General features: G+C 37.7%; 19 protein-coding genes and 1 other RNA gene. 9 read left to right on the forward strand and 11 right to left on the reverse strand.

The window, feature by feature from the left end; all coding sequences use genetic code 11:
- Nucleotides 1-20: 20 nt before the first annotated feature.
- The 7 genes from murA (at nt 21) to AABB81_RS01160 (ending at nt 7402) form a co-directional block, all read left to right on the forward strand.
- Nucleotides 21-1337, forward strand: a complete 1317-nt coding sequence (gene murA / locus AABB81_RS01130; RefSeq protein ID WP_342158030.1) for a UDP-N-acetylglucosamine 1-carboxyvinyltransferase — start codon at nt 21-23, stop codon at nt 1335-1337.
- A 102-nt stretch (nt 1338-1439) separates the two neighbouring features.
- Nucleotides 1440-2006, forward strand: a complete 567-nt coding sequence (locus tag AABB81_RS01135) for a nucleotide exchange factor GrpE (protein WP_342158031.1) — start codon at nt 1440-1442, stop codon at nt 2004-2006.
- Between the two features lie 27 nt (nt 2007-2033).
- Nucleotides 2034-3152: a molecular chaperone DnaJ gene (gene dnaJ, locus AABB81_RS01140; RefSeq protein WP_342158032.1), complete on the forward strand. Its 1119-nt coding sequence runs from the start codon at nt 2034-2036 to the stop codon at nt 3150-3152.
- Nucleotides 3153-3496: 344 nt separating this feature from the next.
- Nucleotides 3497-3824: RNase P RNA component class A (gene rnpB, locus AABB81_RS01145), an RNA gene on the forward strand.
- A 184-nt stretch (nt 3825-4008) separates the two neighbouring features.
- Complete coding sequence (locus AABB81_RS01150) at nt 4009-6273, forward strand: aconitate hydratase (protein WP_342158033.1); 2265 nt, start codon at nt 4009-4011, stop codon at nt 6271-6273.
- A gap of 153 nt (nt 6274-6426) precedes the next feature.
- Entirely contained in the window at nt 6427-6816 is a 390-nt protein-coding gene (locus AABB81_RS01155) for a DoxX family protein (RefSeq protein WP_342158035.1), read from the forward strand.
- Nucleotides 6817-6832: 16 nt separating this feature from the next.
- Nucleotides 6833-7402: a TlpA family protein disulfide reductase gene (locus AABB81_RS01160; RefSeq protein WP_342158036.1), complete on the forward strand. Its 570-nt coding sequence runs from the start codon at nt 6833-6835 to the stop codon at nt 7400-7402.
- Between the two features lie 53 nt (nt 7403-7455).
- Here the strand turns inward: AABB81_RS01160 and AABB81_RS01165 are convergent, their stop codons facing one another.
- From AABB81_RS01165 to AABB81_RS01215, 11 genes are all read right to left on the reverse strand, one after another.
- Nucleotides 7456-7797, reverse strand: a complete 342-nt coding sequence (locus tag AABB81_RS01165; RefSeq protein ID WP_342158037.1) for a hypothetical protein — start codon at nt 7795-7797, stop codon at nt 7456-7458.
- A 356-nt stretch (nt 7798-8153) separates the two neighbouring features.
- Nucleotides 8154-8495, reverse strand: coding sequence for a hypothetical protein (locus tag AABB81_RS01170; RefSeq protein ID WP_342158040.1), 342 nt, complete (start codon nt 8493-8495; stop codon nt 8154-8156).
- 211 nt (nt 8496-8706) lie between these two features.
- On the reverse strand, nt 8707-9048 hold the full coding sequence (locus AABB81_RS01175; RefSeq protein WP_342158041.1) for a hypothetical protein: 342 nt from the start codon (nt 9046-9048) through the stop codon (nt 8707-8709).
- A gap of 275 nt (nt 9049-9323) precedes the next feature.
- Nucleotides 9324-10508, reverse strand: a complete 1185-nt coding sequence (locus tag AABB81_RS01180) for an aspartate aminotransferase family protein (protein WP_342158042.1) — start codon at nt 10506-10508, stop codon at nt 9324-9326.
- Entirely contained in the window at nt 10498-12000 is a 1503-nt protein-coding gene (locus AABB81_RS01185) for an OstA-like protein (protein WP_342158043.1), read from the reverse strand. The genes AABB81_RS01180 and AABB81_RS01185 overlap by 11 nt, the downstream gene beginning before the upstream one ends.
- 101 nt (nt 12001-12101) lie before the next feature.
- Nucleotides 12102-13370, reverse strand: a complete 1269-nt coding sequence (locus AABB81_RS01190) for an adenylosuccinate synthase (protein ID WP_342158044.1) — start codon at nt 13368-13370, stop codon at nt 12102-12104.
- Nucleotides 13371-13388: 18 nt separating this feature from the next.
- Nucleotides 13389-13835: a Fur family transcriptional regulator gene (locus AABB81_RS01195; RefSeq protein ID WP_342158045.1), complete on the reverse strand. Its 447-nt coding sequence runs from the start codon at nt 13833-13835 to the stop codon at nt 13389-13391.
- Nucleotides 13836-13918: 83 nt separating this feature from the next.
- Complete coding sequence (locus AABB81_RS01200) at nt 13919-16135, reverse strand: RelA/SpoT family protein (protein WP_342158046.1); 2217 nt, start codon at nt 16133-16135, stop codon at nt 13919-13921.
- Between the two features lie 77 nt (nt 16136-16212).
- Nucleotides 16213-17448 carry a M48 family metallopeptidase gene (locus tag AABB81_RS01205; protein ID WP_342158047.1) on the reverse strand — a complete coding sequence of 412 codons (1236 nt, stop codon included), beginning with the start codon at nt 17446-17448 and terminating at the stop codon, nt 16213-16215.
- 38 nt (nt 17449-17486) lie between these two features.
- Nucleotides 17487-18296 carry a TrmH family RNA methyltransferase gene (locus AABB81_RS01210; RefSeq protein ID WP_342158048.1) on the reverse strand — a complete coding sequence of 270 codons (810 nt, stop codon included), beginning with the start codon at nt 18294-18296 and terminating at the stop codon, nt 17487-17489.
- 28 nt (nt 18297-18324) lie between these two features.
- Nucleotides 18325-19407 carry a DUF3810 domain-containing protein gene (locus AABB81_RS01215; RefSeq protein ID WP_342158049.1) on the reverse strand — a complete coding sequence of 361 codons (1083 nt, stop codon included), beginning with the start codon at nt 19405-19407 and terminating at the stop codon, nt 18325-18327.
- A gap of 288 nt (nt 19408-19695) precedes the next feature.
- Here AABB81_RS01215 and dnaB point away from each other — a divergent pair, with 288 nt between their 5' ends.
- A complete protein-coding gene (dnaB, locus tag AABB81_RS01220; RefSeq protein WP_342158050.1) occupies nt 19696-21216 on the forward strand; it encodes a replicative DNA helicase in 1521 nt (506 codons plus the stop codon).
- Nucleotides 21217-21284: 68 nt separating this feature from the next.
- Nucleotides 21285-22523 (forward strand): asparagine synthetase B, encoded by a 1239-nt coding sequence (locus AABB81_RS01225; RefSeq protein WP_342159622.1) that lies wholly within the window; start codon nt 21285-21287, stop codon nt 22521-22523.
- Nucleotide 22524 lies beyond the last annotated feature (1 nt).

Consider the following 22524-nt stretch of genomic DNA (forward strand, 5'->3'; position numbering starts at 1 on the left):
CCTAATAATAACTTCCGCTAATGTCAATATTTAAAATTGAAGGTGGACATCGTCTCAAAGGTGAAATTGTCCCACAAGGTGCAAAGAATGAAGCACTTCAAATTATTTGCGCAACACTTTTAACAGCTTCTGAAGTTACAATACACAATATTCCCGACATTAGAGATGTAAACAAGTTGATTTTTATACTGGGTGAACTGGGGGTGAAAATCAAAAAACTGGATACCAACTCTTACAGTTTCCAGGCAGATGACATCAACCTGGAATATCTGGAATCTCTGCAATTTAAAAAAGATGGAAGTTCTCTTCGTGGCTCCATTATGATCGTAGGGCCCTTATTAACCAGATTTGGAAAAGGTTATATTCCAAGACCTGGTGGCGACAAGATCGGACGAAGAAGACTTGATACACATTTTGAAGGATTTATTAAACTGGGAGCCAAATTCAGATACAACAAGGAGGAGTCTTTTTATGGCGTTGAAGCTGATGAATTGCATGGAACAGAGATGTTACTTGATGAAGCGTCGGTAACTGGTACGGCAAATATTTTGATGGCTGCTGTGCTTGCAAAAGGAGAAACCATAGTCTACAATGCCGCTTGTGAACCTTATATACAGCAACTTTGCAAAATGCTGGTAAGTATGGGAGCGGTTATCGACGGAATTGGGTCGAACAGATTGATCATTCAGGGAGTTTCAAACCTCGGTGGATGCATACATCGTGTGTTGCCGGATATGATCGAGATTGGCAGCTGGATTGGAGTGGCAGCCATGACCAGATCTGCATTGACAATTAAAAACGTGAGCTGGAAAGATCTTGGTCTTATCCCAAATGTATTTAGAAAGTTGGGTATTGAACTTCAGCAAATCGATGATGATATTTATATTCCATCTCAGGAAAGTTATGAGATTCAGGGTTATATGGATGGATCCATTTTAACGGTGTCGGATGCGCCATGGCCGGGATTTACCCCTGATCTCCTGAGTATTGTATTGGTCGTTGCTACACAGGCAAAGGGCAGTGTTTTGATCCATCAAAAAATGTTTGAAAGCAGGTTGTTCTTTGTTGATAAACTCATAGATATGGGTGCCAAAGTAATTTTATGCGATCCACACAGGGCAACAGTCATCGGGATGAATCACGAGTCAAGTTTAAAAGCTACCACCATGAGTTCCCCCGATATAAGGGCTGGAATTTCTTTGCTTATTGCAGCCTTATCTGCAAAAGGAACAAGTACGATTCATAATATTGATCAAATTGATCGTGGATATGAGAATATAGATGAGCGTTTGCGCTCGATAGGAGCCAGGATAGAAAGAATCGAAAGTACCTTCTAAAGAATCTCAAAACTTAAGTTTAATTTTGTGACAATATGACACAATAACGGACTTGGCAGGTAATTTGCTTAGCTAGGTGTAATAGCTTTAAATTGAACAGACATGAGTGACCAAGAACATAAAGATAAAGAAATGGAAAATGATACACCCAAACAGGAAGTGGAAAACGGAACTGAAAATATAAATGATTCACAAAATATTGAAAATGAAATAATTGAATCGGAGGTTGATGTACTTAAAGATGAGTTAGGAAAGGAAAAGAATAATTTTTTAAGGTTATTTGCCGAATTTGAAAACTATAAAAAAAGGACATCTAAAGAAAGAATTGAATTGTTCAGTACTGCAAATAAGGAACTTATGACAGTCTTATTACCAATTTTGGATGATTTTGAAAGAGGATTAAAAGAGGTTGAAAAATCTTCTGATAATGTATTGCTGGAAGGTGTTCGACTGATCTACAACAAATTGAAAAATACCCTGAGTCAAAAAGGCCTTAAAGTAATGGATGTAAAGCAAGGAGATACCTTTGATGCTGAGATCCATGAAGCCATTTCTCAGATTCCGGCCCCTTCAAAAAAATTAAAGGGCAAGATTATAGATACAGTGGAGCAGGGATACAAACTTGGAGACACTATTATTCGTTACCCAAAAGTAGTCCTGGGTAATTAACAAATCAACATTTTAAAAAAGATTAACTTGAAACAAGATTATTACGACATACTGGGTGTAAGTAAGAACGCTGCGGCCAATGAAATAAAGAAAGCATATCGTAAAAAAGCGGTACAGAATCATCCTGATAAAAATCCCGGGGATAAGGAAGCAGAAGAAAGATTCAAGCAAGCTGCCGAAGCTTATGAGATTTTGAGCAATGCTGACAAAAAGGCTAAATATGATCAATACGGTCATGCAGCTTTTGAAAACGGTGGAGCCGGTGGCGGATTTGGAGGCATGAATATGGATGATATCTTCAGTCAGTTTGGCGACATTTTTGGAGGTCACTTTGGAGGCGGCTTTGGAGGCGGCTTTGGCGGTGGTTCCAGACAGACACGTGTAAAGGGAAGTAACCTCAGGATAAGGGTTAAACTGGAGCTAAAAGATATTTTGAACGGAGTAACCAAGAAAGTAAAAGTTCGACGCCAGGTAAAAGCAGAGGGTGTTACCTACAATACCTGCGGCAGTTGTGACGGACAAGGAAGCGTGATGAGGGTTACCAATACGATTCTTGGAAGAATGCAAACAGCTACAACCTGTCCTACCTGTAAGGGATCCGGAAAAGTGGTTAACCACAGGCCGAAAGGGGCAGATGCAAATGGCATGGTGATAAGAGAAGAAACGGTTGAAATAGAAATCCCTGCCGGAGTAACCGACGGGGTGCAACTCAAGGTGTCGGGTAAAGGAAATGAGGCCCCAGGAGATGGTATCCCGGGAGATATTCTGGTTGTCATTCAAGAAATTCAACACGAAAAATTAAAAAGGGAAGGCAATAACCTTCATTATGATCTCTATATTAGTTTTGCTGAGGCAGCACTGGGAGGCAGTAAGGAAATAGATACGCTCACCGGGAAAGTTAGGATCAAAATAGAAGAAGGAACTCAGAGTGGTAAAATTCTGCGATTAAGGAGTAAAGGATTGCCAAGTCTCGATAGATATGGCAATGGTGATTTATTGGTACATTTAAATGTATGGACCCCTAAAAAGTTGTCAAAAGAACAAAAGGCATTTTTTGAAAGTGTTCAGAATGATGAAAATTTCATCCCGAGCCCATCGGTTTCGGAGAAATCTTTTTTTGAAAAAGTTAAAGACATGTTTTCATAACTACGCAATAATCAATTTCTTATAGCGAAGTATTTAGTGATAATGAATTTTTTAATGAAAAATTTCATTATATTTGTTATGCTGGATTTTTAATTCAGTAACTTTTTCTTTTTCATAGCAATTTTCCCACTCTTTTATTAGAGTGGGTTTTTTTGTGATCATATCTTAAAAATAATTAAAAATAAATTCTCAATAAGATTAGGATTTTGATGTAAATATTGTATTTTTACCATCTTATTTATATTACTTTTAATAGTAATATTCTTTTTCATAGCAATTTTCCCACTCTTTTATTAGGGTGGGATTTTTTTTTATACCTGTTATAGACTATTTTTGCAAATGAAAAAGAAAGCCATCTTATCGCCACGCACAGCGTGGAGGAAAGTCCGGACACCAGAGAGTAGCATAGCGGATAACATCCGTCATCACGTCAACGGCGTGATAGGACAAGTGCAACAGAAAGTATGTACAGTTCGGCTGTAGTGAAACCAGGTAAACTCTATGCGGTGCAATGCTATGTACATTGGAGATCCGATTCGTCGGGAGAGAACTACTCGTTCGATTTCAAGGGGTGAGCAGCTAGAGTTGTAAAGCAATTTACAACCCAGATAAATGATAGGAGTCCCGCCTTTGGCAGGATAACAGAATCCGGCTTATTGGCTTTCTTTTTTCTTTTGATGATTCCATAATTTCACATCTTTTTTACTCAACTTTTTTATGGATTTGGAATAAATTATTCGCTTCAATGAGGAAGAGCAAATCATCTACTATTTTACTTCAATAATTTCTAAAATCATTTTAATATTTCGTATTTTTGAGAACTAAAAATTTAAACAGAACAATTTAATATAAGATTATGGCATTTGATATTGATATGATAAAAAAGGTCTACGAAAGAATGGCAGGCCGCGTTGATAGCGCAAGAAAGATTGTTGGACGACCTTTAACTTTATCAGAAAAAATATTATACAATCATTTATGGGATGGTTTTCCCAAAGAACCCTTCAAACGAGGTGTGGATTATGTGGATTTTGCTCCCGATAGAATAGCTTGTCAGGATGCTACCGCCCAGATGGCCTTGTTGCAGTTTATGCAAGCCGGTAAAAAGAAAGTTGCCGTGCCGACCACAGTCCATTGTGATCACCTTATTCAGGCTAAAATCGGAGCTGATAAGGATCTTCAGGAGGCAATCAATACCTCCAGTGAAGTATTTAACTTTTTGGCATCTGTGTCTAATAAATACGGTATCGGTTTTTGGAAACCAGGTGCCGGGATTATTCATCAGGTAGTTCTTGAAAATTATGCTTTTCCTGGAGGAATGATGATTGGAACTGATTCACATACCGTCAATGCGGGTGGATTAGGGATGATCGCGATTGGCGTTGGAGGAGCTGATGCAGTGGATGTTATGGCCGATATGCCGTGGGAGCTTAAATTCCCAAAATTAATTGGTGTAAAATTAACGGGTAAGCTGAGTGGCTGGACTGCACCCAAGGATGTTATTCTTAAAGTTGCCGGGATTCTTACGGTTAAGGGAGGTACCGGTGCTATTGTTGAGTATTTTGGAGAAGGAGCTGTTTCCATGTCTGCCACCGGAAAAGGAACGATTTGTAATATGGGAGCTGAAATTGGAGCTACAACCTCAACATTTGGGTATGATGCTTCGATGGAAAGATATTTAAGGGCTACCGGAAGAGATGAGATCGCAGATGCGGCTAATAAAGTGGCACCATATTTAACTGGTGATGATGAAGTCTATGAAAATCCTGAAAAATATTTTGATCAGGTAATTGAAATTGATTTATCAGCTTTAAAGCCATATATAAATGGACCTTTTACTCCGGATCTTGCGACGGAGGTCGGAGGCATAAAAGAAAAAGCAATTAAAAATGGCTGGCCTTTAGAGGTGGAATGGGGATTGATAGGATCTTGTACCAATTCATCTTATGAAGATTTATCAAGGGCCGCATCTATAGCAAAACAAGCCGTTGATAAAAAAGTTAAAGCAAAGGCTGAATTCGGTATCAACCCGGGTTCTGAACAGGTGCGTTACACCGCCGAGCGCGATGGTTTACTTGATATTTTTGAAAATCTCGATGCAATGATATTTACCAATGCCTGTGGACCATGCATCGGACAATGGGCTAGAGAAGGAGCCGACAAACAGAAGAAGAACACCATAATTCATTCTTTTAACAGAAACTTCTCAAAAAGGGCTGATGGAAACCCAAATACCCATGCTTTTGTGGCTTCACCCGAAATGGTGGCTGCCATTGCAATTTCAGGGAAACTTGATTTTAACCCAATGACCGACGCATTGATCAATGCCGATGGCAAGGAAGTAATGCTAGATGAACCGACTGGTTTTGAATTACCTCCTAAAGGATTTGATGTTGAAGACCCGGGATTTGTTGCGCCAGTTGAGGATGGATCTGGTATCGATGTAATTGTAAGTGAAGACTCTAAGCGATTACAGCTTTTAGATCCTTTTACACCTATTGGTGACAAGATTACTAATGCTAAATTACTGATCAAAGTCTTCGGAAAATGTACTACTGACCATATTTCTATGGCCGGACCATGGCTAAGATTCAGAGGGCATTTGGATAATATTAGTAACAACTTGCTTATTGGTGCTGTAAATGCCTTTAATCAGGAGACGAATAGTGTTAAAAACCAATTAACGGGTGAATATCAGCCGGTTCCGGATGCTGCCAGGGCCTATAAGGCTGCGGGTATTTATTCTGTCGTAGTGGGTGATCACAATTATGGAGAGGGATCTTCAAGGGAGCACGCAGCCATGGAGCCGAGACATCTTGGAGTGGCAGCTGTCATTGTAAAATCTTTTGCGAGAATCCATGAAACGAACCTTAAGAAGCAAGGAATGCTCGGCCTTACCTTTGCCAATGAGAATGATTATGACCTTATTCAGGAAAATGACACTTTCAATTTTGTTGATCTTGATCAGTTTGCTCCGGATAAACAATTGACCCTTGAGGTGGAACATGATGATAGAACTAAGGATATCATTAAGCTGAATCATACTTATAATCAGAATCAGATAGATTGGTATAAAGAAGGTTCGGCATTAAATCTGATCAAAAAAGAGAATGCTAAATAATTTGATTTTTTGACTTCAATATATAATGAAAGCTCCAATTGATCGGAGCTTTTTTTTATTTGATTTTGACGGAATTAAGTACATATTTTGAAGGGCTTTATGTAAACTTCTGATGAGGTTTCGTCTTAAGACCAAATAAATCAATCAAAAGTCATGAAAAATTATCTTGAAAGAATTAGCGCCATCGCTGCAGCCGTCATTTTGTTACAAACCCTTTACTTTAAGTTTTCGGGAGCACCTGAAAGTGTTTATATTTTCAGCCAGCTGGGGATAGAGCCTTATGGACGAATAGGAACCGGCGTATTGGAATTGATTATTTCAATGTTGCTTTTAGTGAAGAGTAATTCACTTATTGGTGTCATACTCGGTTTTGGCGTTATTTCAGGGGTGCTTCTTTCACATTTGTTTAGCCTCGGTATAGAAGTCGAGGGTAATAGAGGCTTATTATTCGGACTGGCAATTATTGTATTCGCTTTGTTGCTATTAACTGTTATCTTGCAAAAGGAAAAATTGTTGTTATTTGTAAAAAAAGTCAAAAAATAAAATTATGGATAAGGCTATGAAATTTATAAGAAAAAATTTGTCGAATATTTTATTCATTGGTTTTATTATTTTTCTGTTCACGCCATATGGATTACCTGTTCGGGCAACTCTTATTAAAGGGGTAAGTATGATAACCACACGAGTGTTCTCTTTAAAAGTTGATGACGAAGATCGGGTGAATATTAATAATTATAACTGGGAATTAAGAGATCTTGACGGGAATATAACAAATATGAAGGTTTTTCAGGATCAGGTGGTGGTTGTTAATTTTTGGGCTACCTGGTGTCCTCCTTGCGTAGCTGAAATGCCGAGTTTCCAGAAGTTGTATGATGCCTATGGCGACAAAGTTATTTTTCTGTTTGTAGCGAATGATGAAGAGGAAAAGGTACTTAAATTTCTTAAGAAAAAAGGTTATGATTTACCTGTTTTTTTTCAAGCTTCACGAGTTCCTCAGGCATTGGGTTCAAACTCACTTCCAACTACCTATATTCTCGACAAAGATGGTAACATTATTGTGAACAAAATAGGAGCAGTTGATTGGAACAGTAGTAGGGTTAGAGAATTACTTGATTCTTTGATACAATAAAAAAAGGTTACCGCATACGATAACCCTTTGATTCAAATAAAATATAAGAACGACTAAAGTTGTTTAATCATTTTTACAGGTAATAAATAGATCTCGCCGTGTTTGCCAGGTTGGTGATTTACCTTCTTGTAGTTTAATTTTCTCTTCAAATAAGATTCCAATTGAGCATTTTCTGTATCCACAGAGAGAACGATCAATTCTCTGTCGTTATTGACAGTAAACAAAACTTCTGCAGCATACTGATCAACCTCCATGTCGGCCAAATAGTTTGATCCGATCAAATCGACGATCTCTACCCGTAATTCATCTGTAGGTTTGATAGGATTTAAATTTGCTGCGGAAACATTAATTGTAAAAAGAGTTAAGGCAAGGACAAATAATTTTAAACTTTTCATGATATATAATTTAGATTAGACAAATAATAGATTAGACATTTATATATTAAAGGACGGAACTTTTGCAACAATTATTACATATGAAAATGTTAAAATTTCATGAATTAAGAAATATTTAACTTCAGAGGGTTAATTTGTTACAATAAATTAAGAAATTATTAACGCATATTGTAAATCAGTGTTGGTAGACGCCGCTTGTGATATAAATCCTGTCTTGAGAACTCTTACTATAAGTTATTAAAACAACTGTTGCTGACTAAAGCAGGAGAAGTGTTGAGCAGCATAACAATGATCTTTAAACAAAAAAAAACTGTCTTTTATAAGACAGTTTTTATTCAAATAAAATATAAGAATGACTAAAGTTGTTTAATCATTTTTACAGGTAATAAATAGATCTCACCGTTTTTAGTTGGTTTGTGATTTACTTTCTTGTAGTTCAATTTTCTTTTCAAATAGGATTCTAATTGAACATTTTCTGTATCAACCGAAAGAACGATCAATTCTTTATTGTTGTTCACAGTAAACAAAACTTCTGCAGCATACTGATCAACCTCCATGTCGGCCATATAGTTTGATCCGATCAATTCAACAATCTCGATGCGTAAATCATCTGTTGGTTTGATTGGGTTTAAATTTGATGCGGAAACATTAAGAGTGAAAAGTGCGAGTGCGAGTACGAATAATTTTACATATTTCATGATATATAATTTAGATTAGACAAATAGATTAGACATTTATATATTAAAGGACGTAAGTTTTTCCATGATTGTTACACATGAAATTGTTCACACTTCATCAATTAAGAAACATTTAACGTATTTGGAAGAAAAATGATGAGGTTAAGTCTATGCGGCAAAAAAAAACTGTCTTTTATAAGACAGTTTTTATTCAAATAAAATATAAGAATGACTAAAGTTGTTTAATCATTTTTACTGGTAATAAATAGATCTCACCGTTTTTAGTTGGTTTGTGATTTACTTTCTTGTAGTTCAATTTTCTTTTCAAATAAGATTCTAATTGAACATTTTCTGTATCAACCGAAAGAACGATCAATTCTTTATTGTTGTTCACAGTAAACAAAACATCAGCGTTATACTGATCAGCGTCCATTTCGACCATATAGTTTGATCCGATCAATTCAACAATCTCGATGCGTAAATCATCTGTTGGTTTGATTGGGTTTAAATTTGATGCGGAAACATTAAGAGTGAAAAGTGCGAGTGCGAGTACGAATAATTTTACATATTTCATGATATATAATTTAGATTAGACAAATAGATTAGACATTTATATATTAAAGGACGGAACTCTTAACGTAATTGTTACATAATTAAGCGTTAAAATTCCCTCAATTAAGAAACATTTAACTTTTAAAAGAAGCAAATAAGGAATTATTAAGAAACACTTAACATTATGAACAATTACCTAGATATAATAGGGGATAAATGTAAAATACAAAATTCATTAAGAAGTAATTTATAATATATGAATAGAGGTTTGAAGAATTTCAAGTGAAAAGAGCAAGCTTATCTAACACTATTTTTACTGAGAATATCCAGAATGTGTTTACATCCGGTTTTAATTTCCTCAGTTGAAATGGTCAAAGGTGGTGTTATTCTCACAGCCCTCGGTTCATACAGGAGCCAAAAGAGTAAAATTCCGTTTTTCATCCCTGAAAGAATAAGTTGATCTGCAACTTCAGGGCTTTTCATGATTAAAGCCAGCATCAATCCTTTTCCCCGGATTTCTATTATCTTTTCATGAATCAGTAATTTTCTGATTAATGCTTCTTTTTCGGTGGTTTGCTCGATCAATGTGGAACTAAAAAGGGTTTTTAGTGTTGCCAGGGCAGCCGCGCATATAATGGGATGTCCTCCAAAGGTTGTGATATGCCCCAATTTTGGATTACTTATAAACAAGTTCATACAGGTTTGGGATGAAATAAAGGCGCCTATAGGCATTCCACCACCTAGCCCTTTACCGGTAATTATAATATCGGGTGTAACATCATATTGCTGGAAAGCAAAAAACGAGCCTGTCCGTCCTATACCAGATTGAATTTCATCCAAAATCAGCATGGCACCTACTTCGTCACAACGCTCCCTAACTTTTTTAAGATAGTTGTTTTGCGGTTCAATAAAACCGGCTCCTCCTTGAATAGTCTCCAGTATGACACCTGCAGTCTTTCTATTGATTATTTGTAGATCAGCTTCATTGTTGAACTCTACAAACGAAACTCCCGGTATAAGAGGTCTGAAGGCAGCGTTTTGTTCTTCTCTTCCGCAAACACTCATCGAGCCCTGTGTATTTCCGTGATAGGCATTTTTAGCCGAGACAATTTCAAATCTTCCTGTTGCCCTTTTGGCCAGTTTCAAAGCTCCTTCAGTCGCTTCGGTTCCCGAGTTTGTAAGATAAGTACAATTTAGAGATTCGGGTAAATGCTTGGCGATGATCCTGGTAAGTTCCAGCTGAGGTTCCTGTATAAATTCACCATAAACCATCACATGCATGTACTTATCCAATTGATCTTTGATGGCTTCAACAACAGGAGCTGGCTGATGACCAAGCGTATTAGCTGATACTCCTGCTATAAAATCAAGGTATTTATTGTCACCTGTATCGTAAACATAGCTGCCTGCTGCTTTTTTTATTTCCAATAAAAGCGGGTGAGGGCTTGTTTGTGCCTGATATTTTAAAAAGTCACTCTTCATCTTTTATAAATATATCATCTTTTGATTTTGGCTTTTCAATTTCCCTCCAAATAAATCCTCTTAACTTTCGGGCATTCAGAGGTAGTTTGGATGGAGGATAGGTTTGGCCATCTGGTGATGTAATAAATTTAGAGGATTCGATTTTGCCGTCTCGAAGGACAAAATGAATCTCGCTGCAGGATGTTTTTTCAATTCCTATAAGTTCCTGTTCTTCGTCTCTCACAAAGTGTATTACTTCCGAATTACCGATGATGGTAACATAGCGAAGGTCATTTTCTTCGAATTTCCCGTATAGATCCCGGCCTTTAATCTGATTAAATCCTATTGAATCCTTGTCTATGATAAAGGCATTTCTAAGCACTTTTAAGCTATCCAATTGATTAGTCAGCGTGTTGTTTAACAACTGTATCGTATCCCCGGTAATCTGACTCTTTTTTGACCAAAGAACAGGCGACCTGAACAACTGGGTCAAACCACTTCCCTGATCAGAGTGAATTGAGTCGCATTTGCCACTTAAATCACTTTTGTAAAATTTCACATGGTGATAAGCTCGGATGATCCTTTTTTCAGGCTTTCCGGTCGCTAAAATCGTATCTCCATGAATAAACAGGGAATCTTTATTTGTGTTGGTAACAGCAAGGGCTCTATCGATAACAAAGGCTGAATCAACTTTTTCAAAGAACTCAGCATAATTTCCTTTTAATACGACATGATTAAGCGTGTCAATAATCACAATATCCCTTGTAGCGGATGCAAAGCCTAAAGTCCTGTTGTAAAAGAGGCTGTCGGCCTTTATTTCCTTTTCGTCAAATTCTATCCTTGCATTTTTAGTGAAATGAGATACATTTTGCTTGGTGTCATAAAATCCTTTTTCGCAGTAGATAAGGTTTTCATCACTTTTGATGGTCGAAGGGCCATATAAAAATGCTCTTCCGCTATCTGTATAATAATCCAGGTGATTTGATTCCAATACATAATCAGGATTGGTGAGGACCACATTTGAAATGGCCTGAAACTTGTTGTTTTCTAAATAATAGTTCCCGGTATTGCTTGTTAATACATTGGTGCTGTCTTTGATGGTGGCACCATACTTGTAAAAAAGTAATTGTCTTGACCTGTCAAAATTCAGCGTATCTGTACTCAGGGTCATTTTAGAATCTTTGATTACCACATTACCCCATGACAAGGCTTTCTGAGAATTGCCGTTGTATTCTGTATATTGACTGGTTTGTACTACGCTATCGCCCTGATTGAGCACAACATCACCGTAAGCTTTAATAAAATTCTCATTTTTATAATGGATGGCTTTTTTACAATTGAGCTTGATTCCCTCATGCCTGATTTCAATATTTCCCAACAGGATCGTTGCACCTGGCAGCCGTACTTCATCAATACTGGAGTTATCAGAATGTATAATTTCGATTCTTTTTCCCTGCGCCATACAGAACAAGGGTAGAGAACATAATAATAGCAGCAAAAGTGTTGATTTCAATATTTTTGCAATTTAATTTAACGTTACAAATATAAACTAAATGAAAAAAGGTAAAGTCTCAATAAAGAACTTTACCTTTTTTGTTTTTTGTTGACCATGGTTTATACCATAATGGTTTGCTTTCGGTCCGGACCTACTGAAACGATTGTTACTTTCGCCCCAACAAAATCTTCAATAAAAGCTATATAATCATTAAGGTTTTTTGGCAATTGCCCGGCTTCAGTCATTGCTGTAAGGTCTTCAGACCATCCTTCAAATTCTGTATAATTGACTTTGACATTTTCTTCTTCAATATTAAAAGGAAAATGTAAAATATCTTTGCCTTTATAGGTGTATGAGGTACAGGCTTTTAAGGTTTTAAAACCCGAAAGCACATCTCCTTTCATCATCATCAACTGACTAACGCCATTGATCTGAACAGCGTACTTCAGGGCAATCAGGTCAAGCCATCCGCATCGTCTTGGCCTTCCGGTTGTTGCCCCGAATTCATGACCTACTTTTCCCATGGTTTCACCATCCTCATCAAACAGTTCAGTAGGGAAGGGGCCTGATCCAACCCGGGTGGTATAGGCTTTGAAAATTCCAAACACCTGACCAATTTTATTTGGTGCTACACCGAGTCCGGTACATGCACCTGCTGCTGTTGTGTTTGAAGAAGTCACAAAAGGATAGGTTCCGAAATCAATATCCAGCAAAGAGCCTTGGGCTCCCTCAGCTAAAATTGATTTTCCTTTCGAAAGCGCCTGGTGAATATATTCTTCACTGTCAATAAAAGTAAGTTCCTTTAAAATGTCAATGGCTGCAAAAAACTCCTTTTCCAGTGCTTCAAGATCAAATTCGAGTTCAACAGCATAGAACTTGATCATATTGAGATGTTTCTTTGTAAGTGCCCTGTAACGGGTCTTCCAATCAGCCATTTCAAGATCACCTATTCTCAGACCGTTTCTTCCTGTCTTATCCATATAAGTAGGACCTATACCTTTTAATGTTGATCCGATTTTTAATTTACCTTTCATTTTTTCAGAAGCAGCATCCAACAAGCGATGTGTAGGTAAAATAATATGGGCTTTTCTTGAGATTAGTAATTTGGTTTTAAAATCAATTTGATAGCTACTAAGATTATCAAGTTCCTTCCTGAAGATCACGGGATCGATTACTACTCCGTTTCCAACAATATTAATTGCTCTGTCGTGAAAAATTCCCGAAGGGATCGTATGCAATACGTGTTTATTTCCATCAAAAATAAGTGTGTGCCCTGCATTCGGGCCCCCTTGAAATCTGGCAATGATATCGTAATTCTTTGTGAGTACATCAACGATTTTTCCTTTTCCTTCATCACCCCACTGCAGGCCTAGTAGTAAATCAATCATTTAATAAATTTTATAAAGTTATTCTGCTGTTTTATTTTTTTGACCATAGAAGTAAAGTGAATGGCTGTCAATTTTTACATTAAAAACATCTTCAATTGACTTTTTGATATTCTCGATCCTGGGATCACAAAATTCAATCACCTCACCGGTGTCAGTCATGATGATGTGGTCATGCTGCTTGTTGAAATAAGATTTTTCATAATGCGCCTGGTTTTGACCAAATTGATGCCGTCTCACTAAACCGCATTCCAAAAGTAATTCAATTGTATTGTATAAAGTAGCCCTGCTCACACGGTAATTCTTATTCTTCATCTCTATATACAATGTCTCAATGTCAAAGTGGTCATCATTGTCATAAATTTCCTGAAGAATGGCGAATCTTTCCGGAGTTTTTCTATGGTTATTCTCTTCTAAAAACTTGGTAAAGAAGTTTTTAACTGTTTCCTGATTTTGGCTATTACTCATGTAAATAAAATCCTGGTTCTTGCATTGCAAAGTTACATTTAATCCCCACATTAATGCGATATATTTGCAAAAAAAGTTACAATTTAATTTGTATTTCTGATCACTTTTTCAATGCCATCAATCTTGAGGAGTTTTTGTATCAGATTGGTTAATTGTTTGTTATTATTGATATGAACCGTGATCACGCCTTGAAAAAATCCTTCATCACCGGAAATGTTCAAACTGTGGATGTTCACGTTGAGGATTCCAGATATAACCTTAGTGACTTCATTGACCAGGCCCACATTGTCAACCCCGGTGAGTTCAAGTGTGGCTTTGAACCCTTGCTGAGAAGAATCTATCCACTTGGCCGAAATCACTCTGTAGGCATATTGAGACTGCATGCTAAGGGCATTTGGACAATTGCGTTTATGGACCTTAATTCCATCTTTTATAGTGATAAAGCCAAATACCGGATCCCCGGGAATCGGATTACAGCATTTAGATAAACTATACTTTAATTTTTCCTCTTCCTTGCCAAAAACCAGCATGTCATAATTGGCAGTAACTTCCTCCTTGCTGTTATCCTCCTTAATGGCAGTAGGCCTGTTTATCCTACTTTTCAAAAAATGCATCAAGACATTAGAACGCTGACTTGCATATTTTTTAAGATCCTGATTATCAATGCTTCCGTTGCCAATCTTGTAGAACAAATCAAAACTGGTCTTAAGTTTAAAGAAATTAACAAGCTCATTGATGGTTTTCTCATTCAACTTAATTTTCAGGTGCCTCAATTTTCGTTCAAGAACTTCCCTGCCTTCCTTGGCAATTACCTTGTGTTCATCCTTCAGGATACTTTTGATACGGGATTTTGCCCTGGCTGTTTTTACAATATCCAGCCAGGCAAGCTTTGGGTTCTGGTTTTTGGAAGTAATGATTTCAACTTGATCACCGCTGTGCAATTCCTTGCTGATTTGAGTAAGCCTTCCGTTTACCTTAGCGGCCCTGCACCTCATGCCAACTTCTGTATGAATGGCAAAAGCAAAGTCAAGGGCCGTTGCTCCTTTTGGCAGCGACTTTATGTCTCCGTTTGGCGTGAAGACATATATTTCCTTTGCGTAGAGGTTCAGTTTGAACTGTTCTACAAAGTCAACAGCATTCACATCCGGGTTTTCCAGTGATTCTCTTAATTTATTCAGCCACACTTCCAGACCGCTTTCTTTTTGAGAGCCGTGCTTGTATTTAAAATGGGCAGCGTAGCCTTTTTCGGCAATCTCGTCCATTCTGCTTGATCTGATCTGAACTTCCACCCACTTTCCCTGAGGCCCCATAACCGTGGTGTGAAGCGATTCATAACCCGTCGTTTTCGGTTGTGTGATCCAGTCACGCAATCTGTTCGGGTTCGGGCTGAAATGATCTGTTACAATTGAATAGATTTTCCAGGCATCAAATTTTTCATCTTTGACGCTCGACTGATAAACAATCCTGATTGCAAATTTATCATACACTTCGTCAAAGGAGACTCCCTGATTCAACATTTTTCGGCGAATCGAATAAATGGATTTGGTCCTTCCTTTGATTGTATATTTAAAACCTTCATGATCCAAGGAATCCTTTATGGTTTTTGTAAAGCTTTCAATGTATTTTTCCTGTTCCTCCTTGCTCTCTGATATTTTTTCCATGATATCAGTATACACTTCATTTTCAGTGTATTTAAGGCCGAGGTCTTCCAGTTGGGTTTTGATGTTGTACAACCCAAGACGATGGGCCAGAGGTGCATAAATAAACAAGGTTTCTGATGCGATCTTTACCTGTTTGTCTTCTCTCATTGATTCCAGGGTCTGCATATTGTGCAATCGATCGGCAATCTTTATAAGGATTACCCTCACGTCATCGTTAAGTGTAAGGAGCATTTTACGAAAGTTCTCAGCCTGAATGGAGGCATTCTGGTCCTTTTGTAATTTTGAAATTTTCGTAAGACCGTTGACGATCTTTGTTATGGTTTCTCCGAAAATTTGTTCAATATCAGCAAATGAATAGTCTGTATCTTCAACAACGTCATGTAAAAGGGCTGCTGCTATTGAACACGCTCCCAGCCCTATTTCATTGGCTACAATCTTGGCAACGGCTATAGGATGATAAATATAGGGCTCACCTGTTTTGCGCCTTTGGTCCTTGTGTGCATCGGCGGCAATATCAAATGCCTTTCGTATCATGAGCTTGTCCTCGTTAGACAAGGTCTGATACGTGTCTTTAAGCATGTCTTTATACCGACTAGCTATTTCCTTTTTTTCTTCTTCTATGGTTACTGTATAAGCCATCGATTAAAAATACTATAAAGCGAATTAATTAACAAGTTTTTTATTCAGCAGAAGTTAATTCAAAAAACTCTTGCAGCTTAACTTGTCGTTAGATTTCTGACTCGCTGCAGTAAGGTCGGGTGAGAATAGTGAACAAATACGTTGGCCTTGTGAGGCGTTAAATTGCTCAGGCTGTTTCTAGAGAGTTTTTTAAGGGAGGTGACCAATGCTTTACCGTCGTAATTGATTTTGGCATAGTTATCGGCCTGGTATTCAAACTTCCTCGAGATAAAATTCATCAATATTCCTGTTAACTCCGAAATGGGACTGTAGAGAATACCAAAGGTAATCAATCCAATATGAAAACTTGGAATAGCCACCGACAGCGCCTCCGAGAGTATAGCGTTATTGATAAATAAAGAAAAGATATAAAGTGTTATTCCTGAAATCAAAAGTGAAAGGAACATGTTAACCATGACATGCTTTTTTTTGTAATGTCCTATTTCGTGGGCTAAAACACCAATAATTTCTTCAGTCTCAAGGTCGTTAATCAGCGTGTCATACAACACGATTCTTTTTTTAGACCCAAAACCTGAGAAATAAGCGTTGGCCTTTGTGGACCTTTTGGATCCGTCAATCACAAAGATATTATCGAGTTTAAAGCCTACTTTTTTTGAGAAGCTATGGATCGCATGTTTCAGGTCGCCTTCTTCAAGAGGAGTTTGTTTGTTAAAAAGCGGAACGATCAACGAAGAGTAAAACATAGTCATAAAGATGGTAAATAGACCAATAAAAATCCAGGTATATATCCAAAAAGCATCGCCTGTTTTTTGATAGAACCAAATAATAATTGACAAAACACCTCCACCAATAATGGCACTTAGGAGCCATCCTTTTATTTTGTCAATAAGGAAAAGTTTTTTCGAACTTTTATTAAATCCGTATTTTTCTTCGATAACGAAGGTGTGGTAATAAGAAAAAGGAGTATTCAATATGTCACTGCCTATCATAATGACCCCAAAAAATATCAAGGCCACCGTAATGTCATTGCTGCTATAACTTCGGGCAAAATGATCTACCCAGGCAAACCCTTTAAAGAAAAAGAACCCAAGGGTCAGGGCGAGGCTAAAACTGCTGGTTACAAGAGAAAAACGATAGTTTTCTTTTTTGTAGGCCTGGGATTTGACGTACTCGTCTTTATTGTATACATCAGAGAGTTCTTCAGGGATCTGATCATTAAAATGTTTTGCATTCAAATGATCGATTAATTTATCGATGATAAAATCAAGAAGAAGAACACCGATAATGATATAAAATAGAGATTGTGGACTCATTTAATTTACTAAGGTTAATGTAAGGTGCATTATTTGGGTCATTCGAATTTTCGTTGTCTTTTGGCTTCAAAAATAAGAATTGCAGCCGAAACAGAGACATTAAGTGAATCTATTTTACCCTGCATGGGGATGATGATGTTTTCAGTTGCGTTTGCCAGCCATGGTTCATCCAATCCTGTAGCTTCAGTTCCTACCACAAAGGCAGTAGGTTTGGTATAATCAATATTGTGATAGGCAACGCTTTGAGGACTTAGTGCCGCTGAGAAAACCCTGATCCCATACTTTTTGAGTAAATCCAAAATTTCAGATGTGCTTCCAAAAGCAATTTGATTCGTAAAAACACAGCCTACACTCGACCTGATAATATTTGGATTATACAGGTCTGTTTTGGGGTTAGCAATGATCACGGCATCTATATGAGCAGCGTCTGCCGTACGAAGCAAAGCGCCAATGTTTCCTGGTTTTTCAGAGGCCTCAGCCACCAAAACCAAAGGATTCACCGTGAATTTTAAATCACTTAATAACAGTGATTTAGAGACCGCTACCGCTATCACCCCTTCAGTTGTTTTTCGATGCGCCAACCGCTCGTATACTTTGGTGGAAACCTTTATAATCTCAGGCGCTAAGCTTTTTTTCGAATAGGCAAGTAATTCAATTTTGCTTTGATCAATAATCTCCTCACAAAAAAGGAGTTGTTTTATTTGATAGCCCCCCTCAAGTGCCAGTGCTATTTCTCTCTTACCTTCAATGACAAAAAGGCCTTTTTGTTTTCTCGCTCTTGATTTTTCCTGCAAGTGGATGATATCTTTGATCAGCTCATTTTGCAGGCTTGAAATTTCTTTGATCATACGATCTTTATTTACACTTTCAAATGTATCAATTAAAATTCAATGTGTACTTTTTGTCGTAAGAAATGACAAGATCCATGATCTGATTATAGCTTTCTAATCCATCTTCTTGTTGATTGTACTTTAAATAATTGTCATAAAATGTTTTAAAAACAGGTTCTAATGGATTTTTATATTTTTTCCAAAATTCATCAGATTCACGGATGTTTTTGAGAACGCCTTTTGGAACCTTTTTTAAATACATCTCAAAAATCTCCTGATCATAGCGTCGTATATCAATTAAAGCGTAACGCAAAACCAGGAGATAGCCGGCATATTGAAAATAGGGATCTTTGTGTTTTGCTGAGGCCAGGAAACCCACAAAATTCGCTTCGCTTTCAGAAGCGATGCCAAGTTGATGTGCTACTTCATGTGAACAGGTAAATGGTAAATTTATCTTAGGAATCAAATAGTCTATTTGGGCTTCACCGGATAGCGGGTTGAAATATCCTGAAAAACCCATATAGGTGAGGGGCAGGCTGAAAAGCGATTTTTTAAGCGACGGCCTTTTGTATTGAAGAAAGTCGAACTGTTTGGCCAGCTGTTCGTAACCACCTTTTGTAAGTGCCATAATCTCATTTTTTGTATAGGGCACTTCCACTGCAACAGAGTCATGAGGCGATAATTGATGCTGAAGCAAGGTGGTTTTAAAAAGAATTTTTTCAGTAACTTCTTCCAGTTGGCTGATGTTGAAAGCCTCTTTTTCAAGTGCCAGCCTGTTTGACAGCGGGCTGCGTGAGTAATTCAGCCCCCATAAGGTGTAAAAGAAAAAATAGAACACAGAAATTCCTGCCGTAAAACCCAAGATCAACGAAATTCGGTTTTTCTTTTTATTAAGGCCCAGCATGACAAGAAACCGAATTATTAAAAAGATAAGCAGGGCATATACAATGTCACCAATTGAAAAGGGAATCCATCCTAATAAAAATCTCAAAACGGAGGAGATTTTAGGATAAAGGCCGTTGACATATACTTTTTCTATATATTCCGGGTAATTGGATAAAACTGCCACCAGTCCAATCTGCAAAAAAAGGAAAACCGATAGAAGAATATTTCTTTTTTCTTTATACATTGCAAGCAATTATTCTGAACAAAAGAACAAATTATTAACAACAATTACAATTAACTTAAGGTAACTGTTTGATTTTTAAAAAAGGTTCTGAAATTGCTAAAGAATTGCATACTAATTTATTAAGGTTTTCATAATTCAGGTAGACAATAAAACGTGACTACAAGTAGAATTTTGAATACCGAATTTAAGAATAACGTTATTAACATATATTTGCTTGTTAACAATTATTGTTAACTTTAATTGGGCTTAAAGAAGGCTTTTGCTTTCCTAAACATTTACATTTGCCACATGGATTCAGCGAGATCATTATCATATAAAAATAAAGGTAAAGGGACCATCATCAACCTTGAGCAAGGAAAAATACCACCACAGGCCATAGACCTGGAGGAAGCTGTTCTCGGCGCAATGATGATTGATAAAAAAGGTGTTGATGACGTTATTGACATCTTACATGCCGAAGCATTTTACAAACCTGCCCATCAGTTTATCTATGAGGCTATTTTCAGGCTTTTTGAAAATTCCGAACCGATTGACCTGCTCACAGTGTCGAACCAGTTGAAAAAAGATGAAAAGCTTGAGGCGATAGGAGGAGATTTCTATTTGATTAACCTTAGCCAAAAAGTATCATCTGCAGCTCATATTGAATTTCATGCCAGAATTATTCTTCAAAAATATATTCAGCGTAAATTAATCAGTATATCGAGTGAAATCATAACAAATTCTTATGATGAAACCATGGATGTTTTCGATTTATTAGATGAAGCCGAAACAAAACTTTTTGACATCACCCAGGGAAATTTAAAAAAGAGTTCTGAAGCTGCTCATAACCTGGTAACTCAGGCACTAAAAAAGATCGAAGAAATTTCCAATCAGGAAGGAATGAGCGGGGTCCCCTCGGGATTTAGTAAACTTGATCAGCTTACTTCAGGCTGGCAGCCCTCCGACTTGGTTATTTTAGCGGCAAGACCCGGAATGGGAAAAACTGCATTTGTGATGTCTATGGCAAAGAATATGGCGATTGATTTTGATATGGCAGTAGCGATCTTCTCACTGGAAATGTCTTCGGTTCAGTTAATTACCAGAATGATTTCAAGTGAAACCGGAATCTCATCAGAAAAATTGAGAAAGGGGAACCTGGAAACCTATGAATGGGAGGCCTTGAATGTGAAAGTGAAAAAATTATCTGACGCTCCTATATTTATTGACGATACCCCTTCATTATCTGTTTTTGACTTAAGGGCCAAAGCGAGAAGGCTCGTTTCACAACATAATGTCAAGGCCGTGATTATAGATTACCTTCAATTGATGACGGCAGGATCTTCAACAAAAAGTTCAGGAAACCGTGAACAGGAGATATCAACTATATCCAGAAACTTAAAAGCCCTGGCAAAGGAACTCAATGTGCCCGTCATTGCCTTATCCCAGTTGTCTAGGGCAGTGGAAACCAGGGGAGGCAGCAAGCGACCACTTCTTTCTGACCTCAGGGAATCGGGAGCTATTGAGCAGGATGCGGATATTGTTTCGTTCATCTACAGGCCTGAGTATTACGGTTTAACAGAATGGGATGATGACGAAAGGACGCCATGCGATGGCCAGGCAGAATTTATCGTTGCCAAACACCGTAACGGAGGATTGGAGAATATTAGAATGAAGTTTATAGGAAGACTGGCCAAATTTGCAAATTTGGATGAGGGCTTTGAAACTGAATTCCAGTCTTCAATGAATGCAGGTCAGATCTCACCTGATAATTTCACCAGCGCTAACGATGCTTTTGGCCATTTGGAAAAGGATGATGACGTCCCGTTTTAACAAAAAGTATAGTCTATCACATGTATGTAATGAAGTCGCTTCATAAACTCCGTCTCTTTTGTTGTTTGATGGTGTTGTTCTTGGCGCATGCAACGGTTTTTGCCTCTTACCTGCTTGTTCCCATGGATGAGGATTCTCAAAAAAATCACCTTAAGGCCTATGGAATTACCTATCAATCACTTATACAGGGAAGAAAAGTACAATGGTTGTTAAATTACCGGGGCGGATCATTCCTCCTTGAGGATCATGAGGCTTTAAGGCGTGAATGCACTATTAGAGGAGTTTCTTATGAAATAATTTCAGAAGCTGAATCCATTAAAATTTTGGAATTAATTGCAAGTCCGTCACAAAATATGGAAGCAGTGGTTTTGGAAAAAGCCCCGAAAATTGCGGTTTATTCACCTAAAAATAAGCAGCCATGGGATGATGCGGTGACCATGGTGTTGCAATATGCAGAAATTCCTTATGAAACAGTGTATGACAAGGAAGTTTTAGAAGATAAACTATTGCTCTATGAATGGTTGCATCTTCATCACGAAGATTTTACAGGTCAGTACGGCAAATTCTATGGGGCTTTTCGAACTGCTCCCTGGTATATTGAAGCCAAAGTAAAAGCAGAAAACGAAGCTGCTGCGATGGGCTATGCCAAGGTATCACAACAAAAACTGGATGTAGCTGCCAAGATCAGGGACTACGTTTTCGGCGGCGGTTTTATGTTTGCCATGTGTTCTGCTACAGATAGTTTTGATATCGCCCTGGCCGCAAATGGCGTTGATATTTGTGAGGTTATGTTTGATGGCGATCCTTCTGAAAGAGGATACCAGTCGAAATTGGATTATGAACAAACATTTGCCTTTAAAGATTTTATACTTGAAAGAAATCCGGTTGTTTATGAATTTTCAAATATTGACACAACCCGGAAAAGAAAAGTCCTGAAAACTGAAGATTACTTTGAATTGAAGGAGTATTCTGCTAAATGGGATATGGTTCCCAGTATGCTGTGTCAAAACCACACCTTGCTGGTCAAAGGTTTTATGGGTCAGACAACCGCATTTGAATCAGCTCTGATTAAGCCTACTGTAATGGTCATGGGCCAAAACAATGTCAATGGGGAAGCAAGATATATTCACGGAGTGAAAGGCAAGGGCATGTTTACTTTTTTTGGAGGACATGATCCTGAAGACTACCAGCACAGAGTGGGAGACCCAAAAACGGAACTTGATTTACATCCGAATTCGCCCGGATACAGGCTTATTTTGAACAATGTTTTGTTCCCTGCAGCCAGGAAAAAGAAACAAAAGACCTGAT

Origin of the sequence: Lutimonas vermicola, from assembly GCF_038433205.1 — a bacterium.
GTDB classification, from domain to species: domain Bacteria; phylum Bacteroidota; class Bacteroidia; order Flavobacteriales; family Flavobacteriaceae; genus Lutimonas; species Lutimonas vermicola.

Excerpts from the sequence above, each read along its gene's own strand:
- murA (WP_342158030.1), top strand. The coding sequence starts at position 21 with ATGTCAATATTTAAAATTGAAGGTGGACATCGTCTCAAAGGTGAAATT.
- dnaB (WP_342158050.1), top strand. The coding sequence starts at position 19,696 with ATGGATTCAGCGAGATCATTATCATATAAAAATAAAGGTAAAGGGACC.
- AABB81_RS01175 (WP_342158041.1), bottom strand. The coding sequence starts at position 9,048 with ATGAAATATGTAAAATTATTCGTACTCGCACTCGCACTTTTCACTCTT.
- AABB81_RS01150 (WP_342158033.1), top strand. The coding sequence starts at position 4,009 with ATGGCATTTGATATTGATATGATAAAAAAGGTCTACGAAAGAATGGCA.
- AABB81_RS01170 (WP_342158040.1), bottom strand. The coding sequence starts at position 8,495 with ATGAAATATGTAAAATTATTCGTACTCGCACTCGCACTTTTCACTCTT.
- AABB81_RS01180 (WP_342158042.1), bottom strand. The coding sequence starts at position 10,508 with ATGAAGAGTGACTTTTTAAAATATCAGGCACAAACAAGCCCTCACCCG.
- AABB81_RS01200 (WP_342158046.1), bottom strand. The coding sequence starts at position 16,135 with ATGGCTTATACAGTAACCATAGAAGAAGAAAAAAAGGAAATAGCTAGT.
- AABB81_RS01160 (WP_342158036.1), top strand. The coding sequence starts at position 6,833 with ATGAAATTTATAAGAAAAAATTTGTCGAATATTTTATTCATTGGTTTT.
- AABB81_RS01165 (WP_342158037.1), bottom strand. The coding sequence starts at position 7,797 with ATGAAAAGTTTAAAATTATTTGTCCTTGCCTTAACTCTTTTTACAATT.
- AABB81_RS01190 (WP_342158044.1), bottom strand. The coding sequence starts at position 13,370 with ATGATTGATTTACTACTAGGCCTGCAGTGGGGTGATGAAGGAAAAGGA.
- AABB81_RS01195 (WP_342158045.1), bottom strand. The coding sequence starts at position 13,835 with ATGAGTAATAGCCAAAATCAGGAAACAGTTAAAAACTTCTTTACCAAG.
- AABB81_RS01210 (WP_342158048.1), bottom strand. The coding sequence starts at position 18,296 with ATGATCAAAGAAATTTCAAGCCTGCAAAATGAGCTGATCAAAGATATC.
- AABB81_RS01155 (WP_342158035.1), top strand. The coding sequence starts at position 6,427 with ATGAAAAATTATCTTGAAAGAATTAGCGCCATCGCTGCAGCCGTCATT.
- AABB81_RS01135 (WP_342158031.1), top strand. The coding sequence starts at position 1,440 with ATGAGTGACCAAGAACATAAAGATAAAGAAATGGAAAATGATACACCC.
- AABB81_RS01205 (WP_342158047.1), bottom strand. The coding sequence starts at position 17,448 with ATGAGTCCACAATCTCTATTTTATATCATTATCGGTGTTCTTCTTCTT.
- AABB81_RS01225 (WP_342159622.1), top strand. The coding sequence starts at position 21,285 with ATGGTGTTGTTCTTGGCGCATGCAACGGTTTTTGCCTCTTACCTGCTT.
- AABB81_RS01215 (WP_342158049.1), bottom strand. The coding sequence starts at position 19,407 with ATGTATAAAGAAAAAAGAAATATTCTTCTATCGGTTTTCCTTTTTTTG.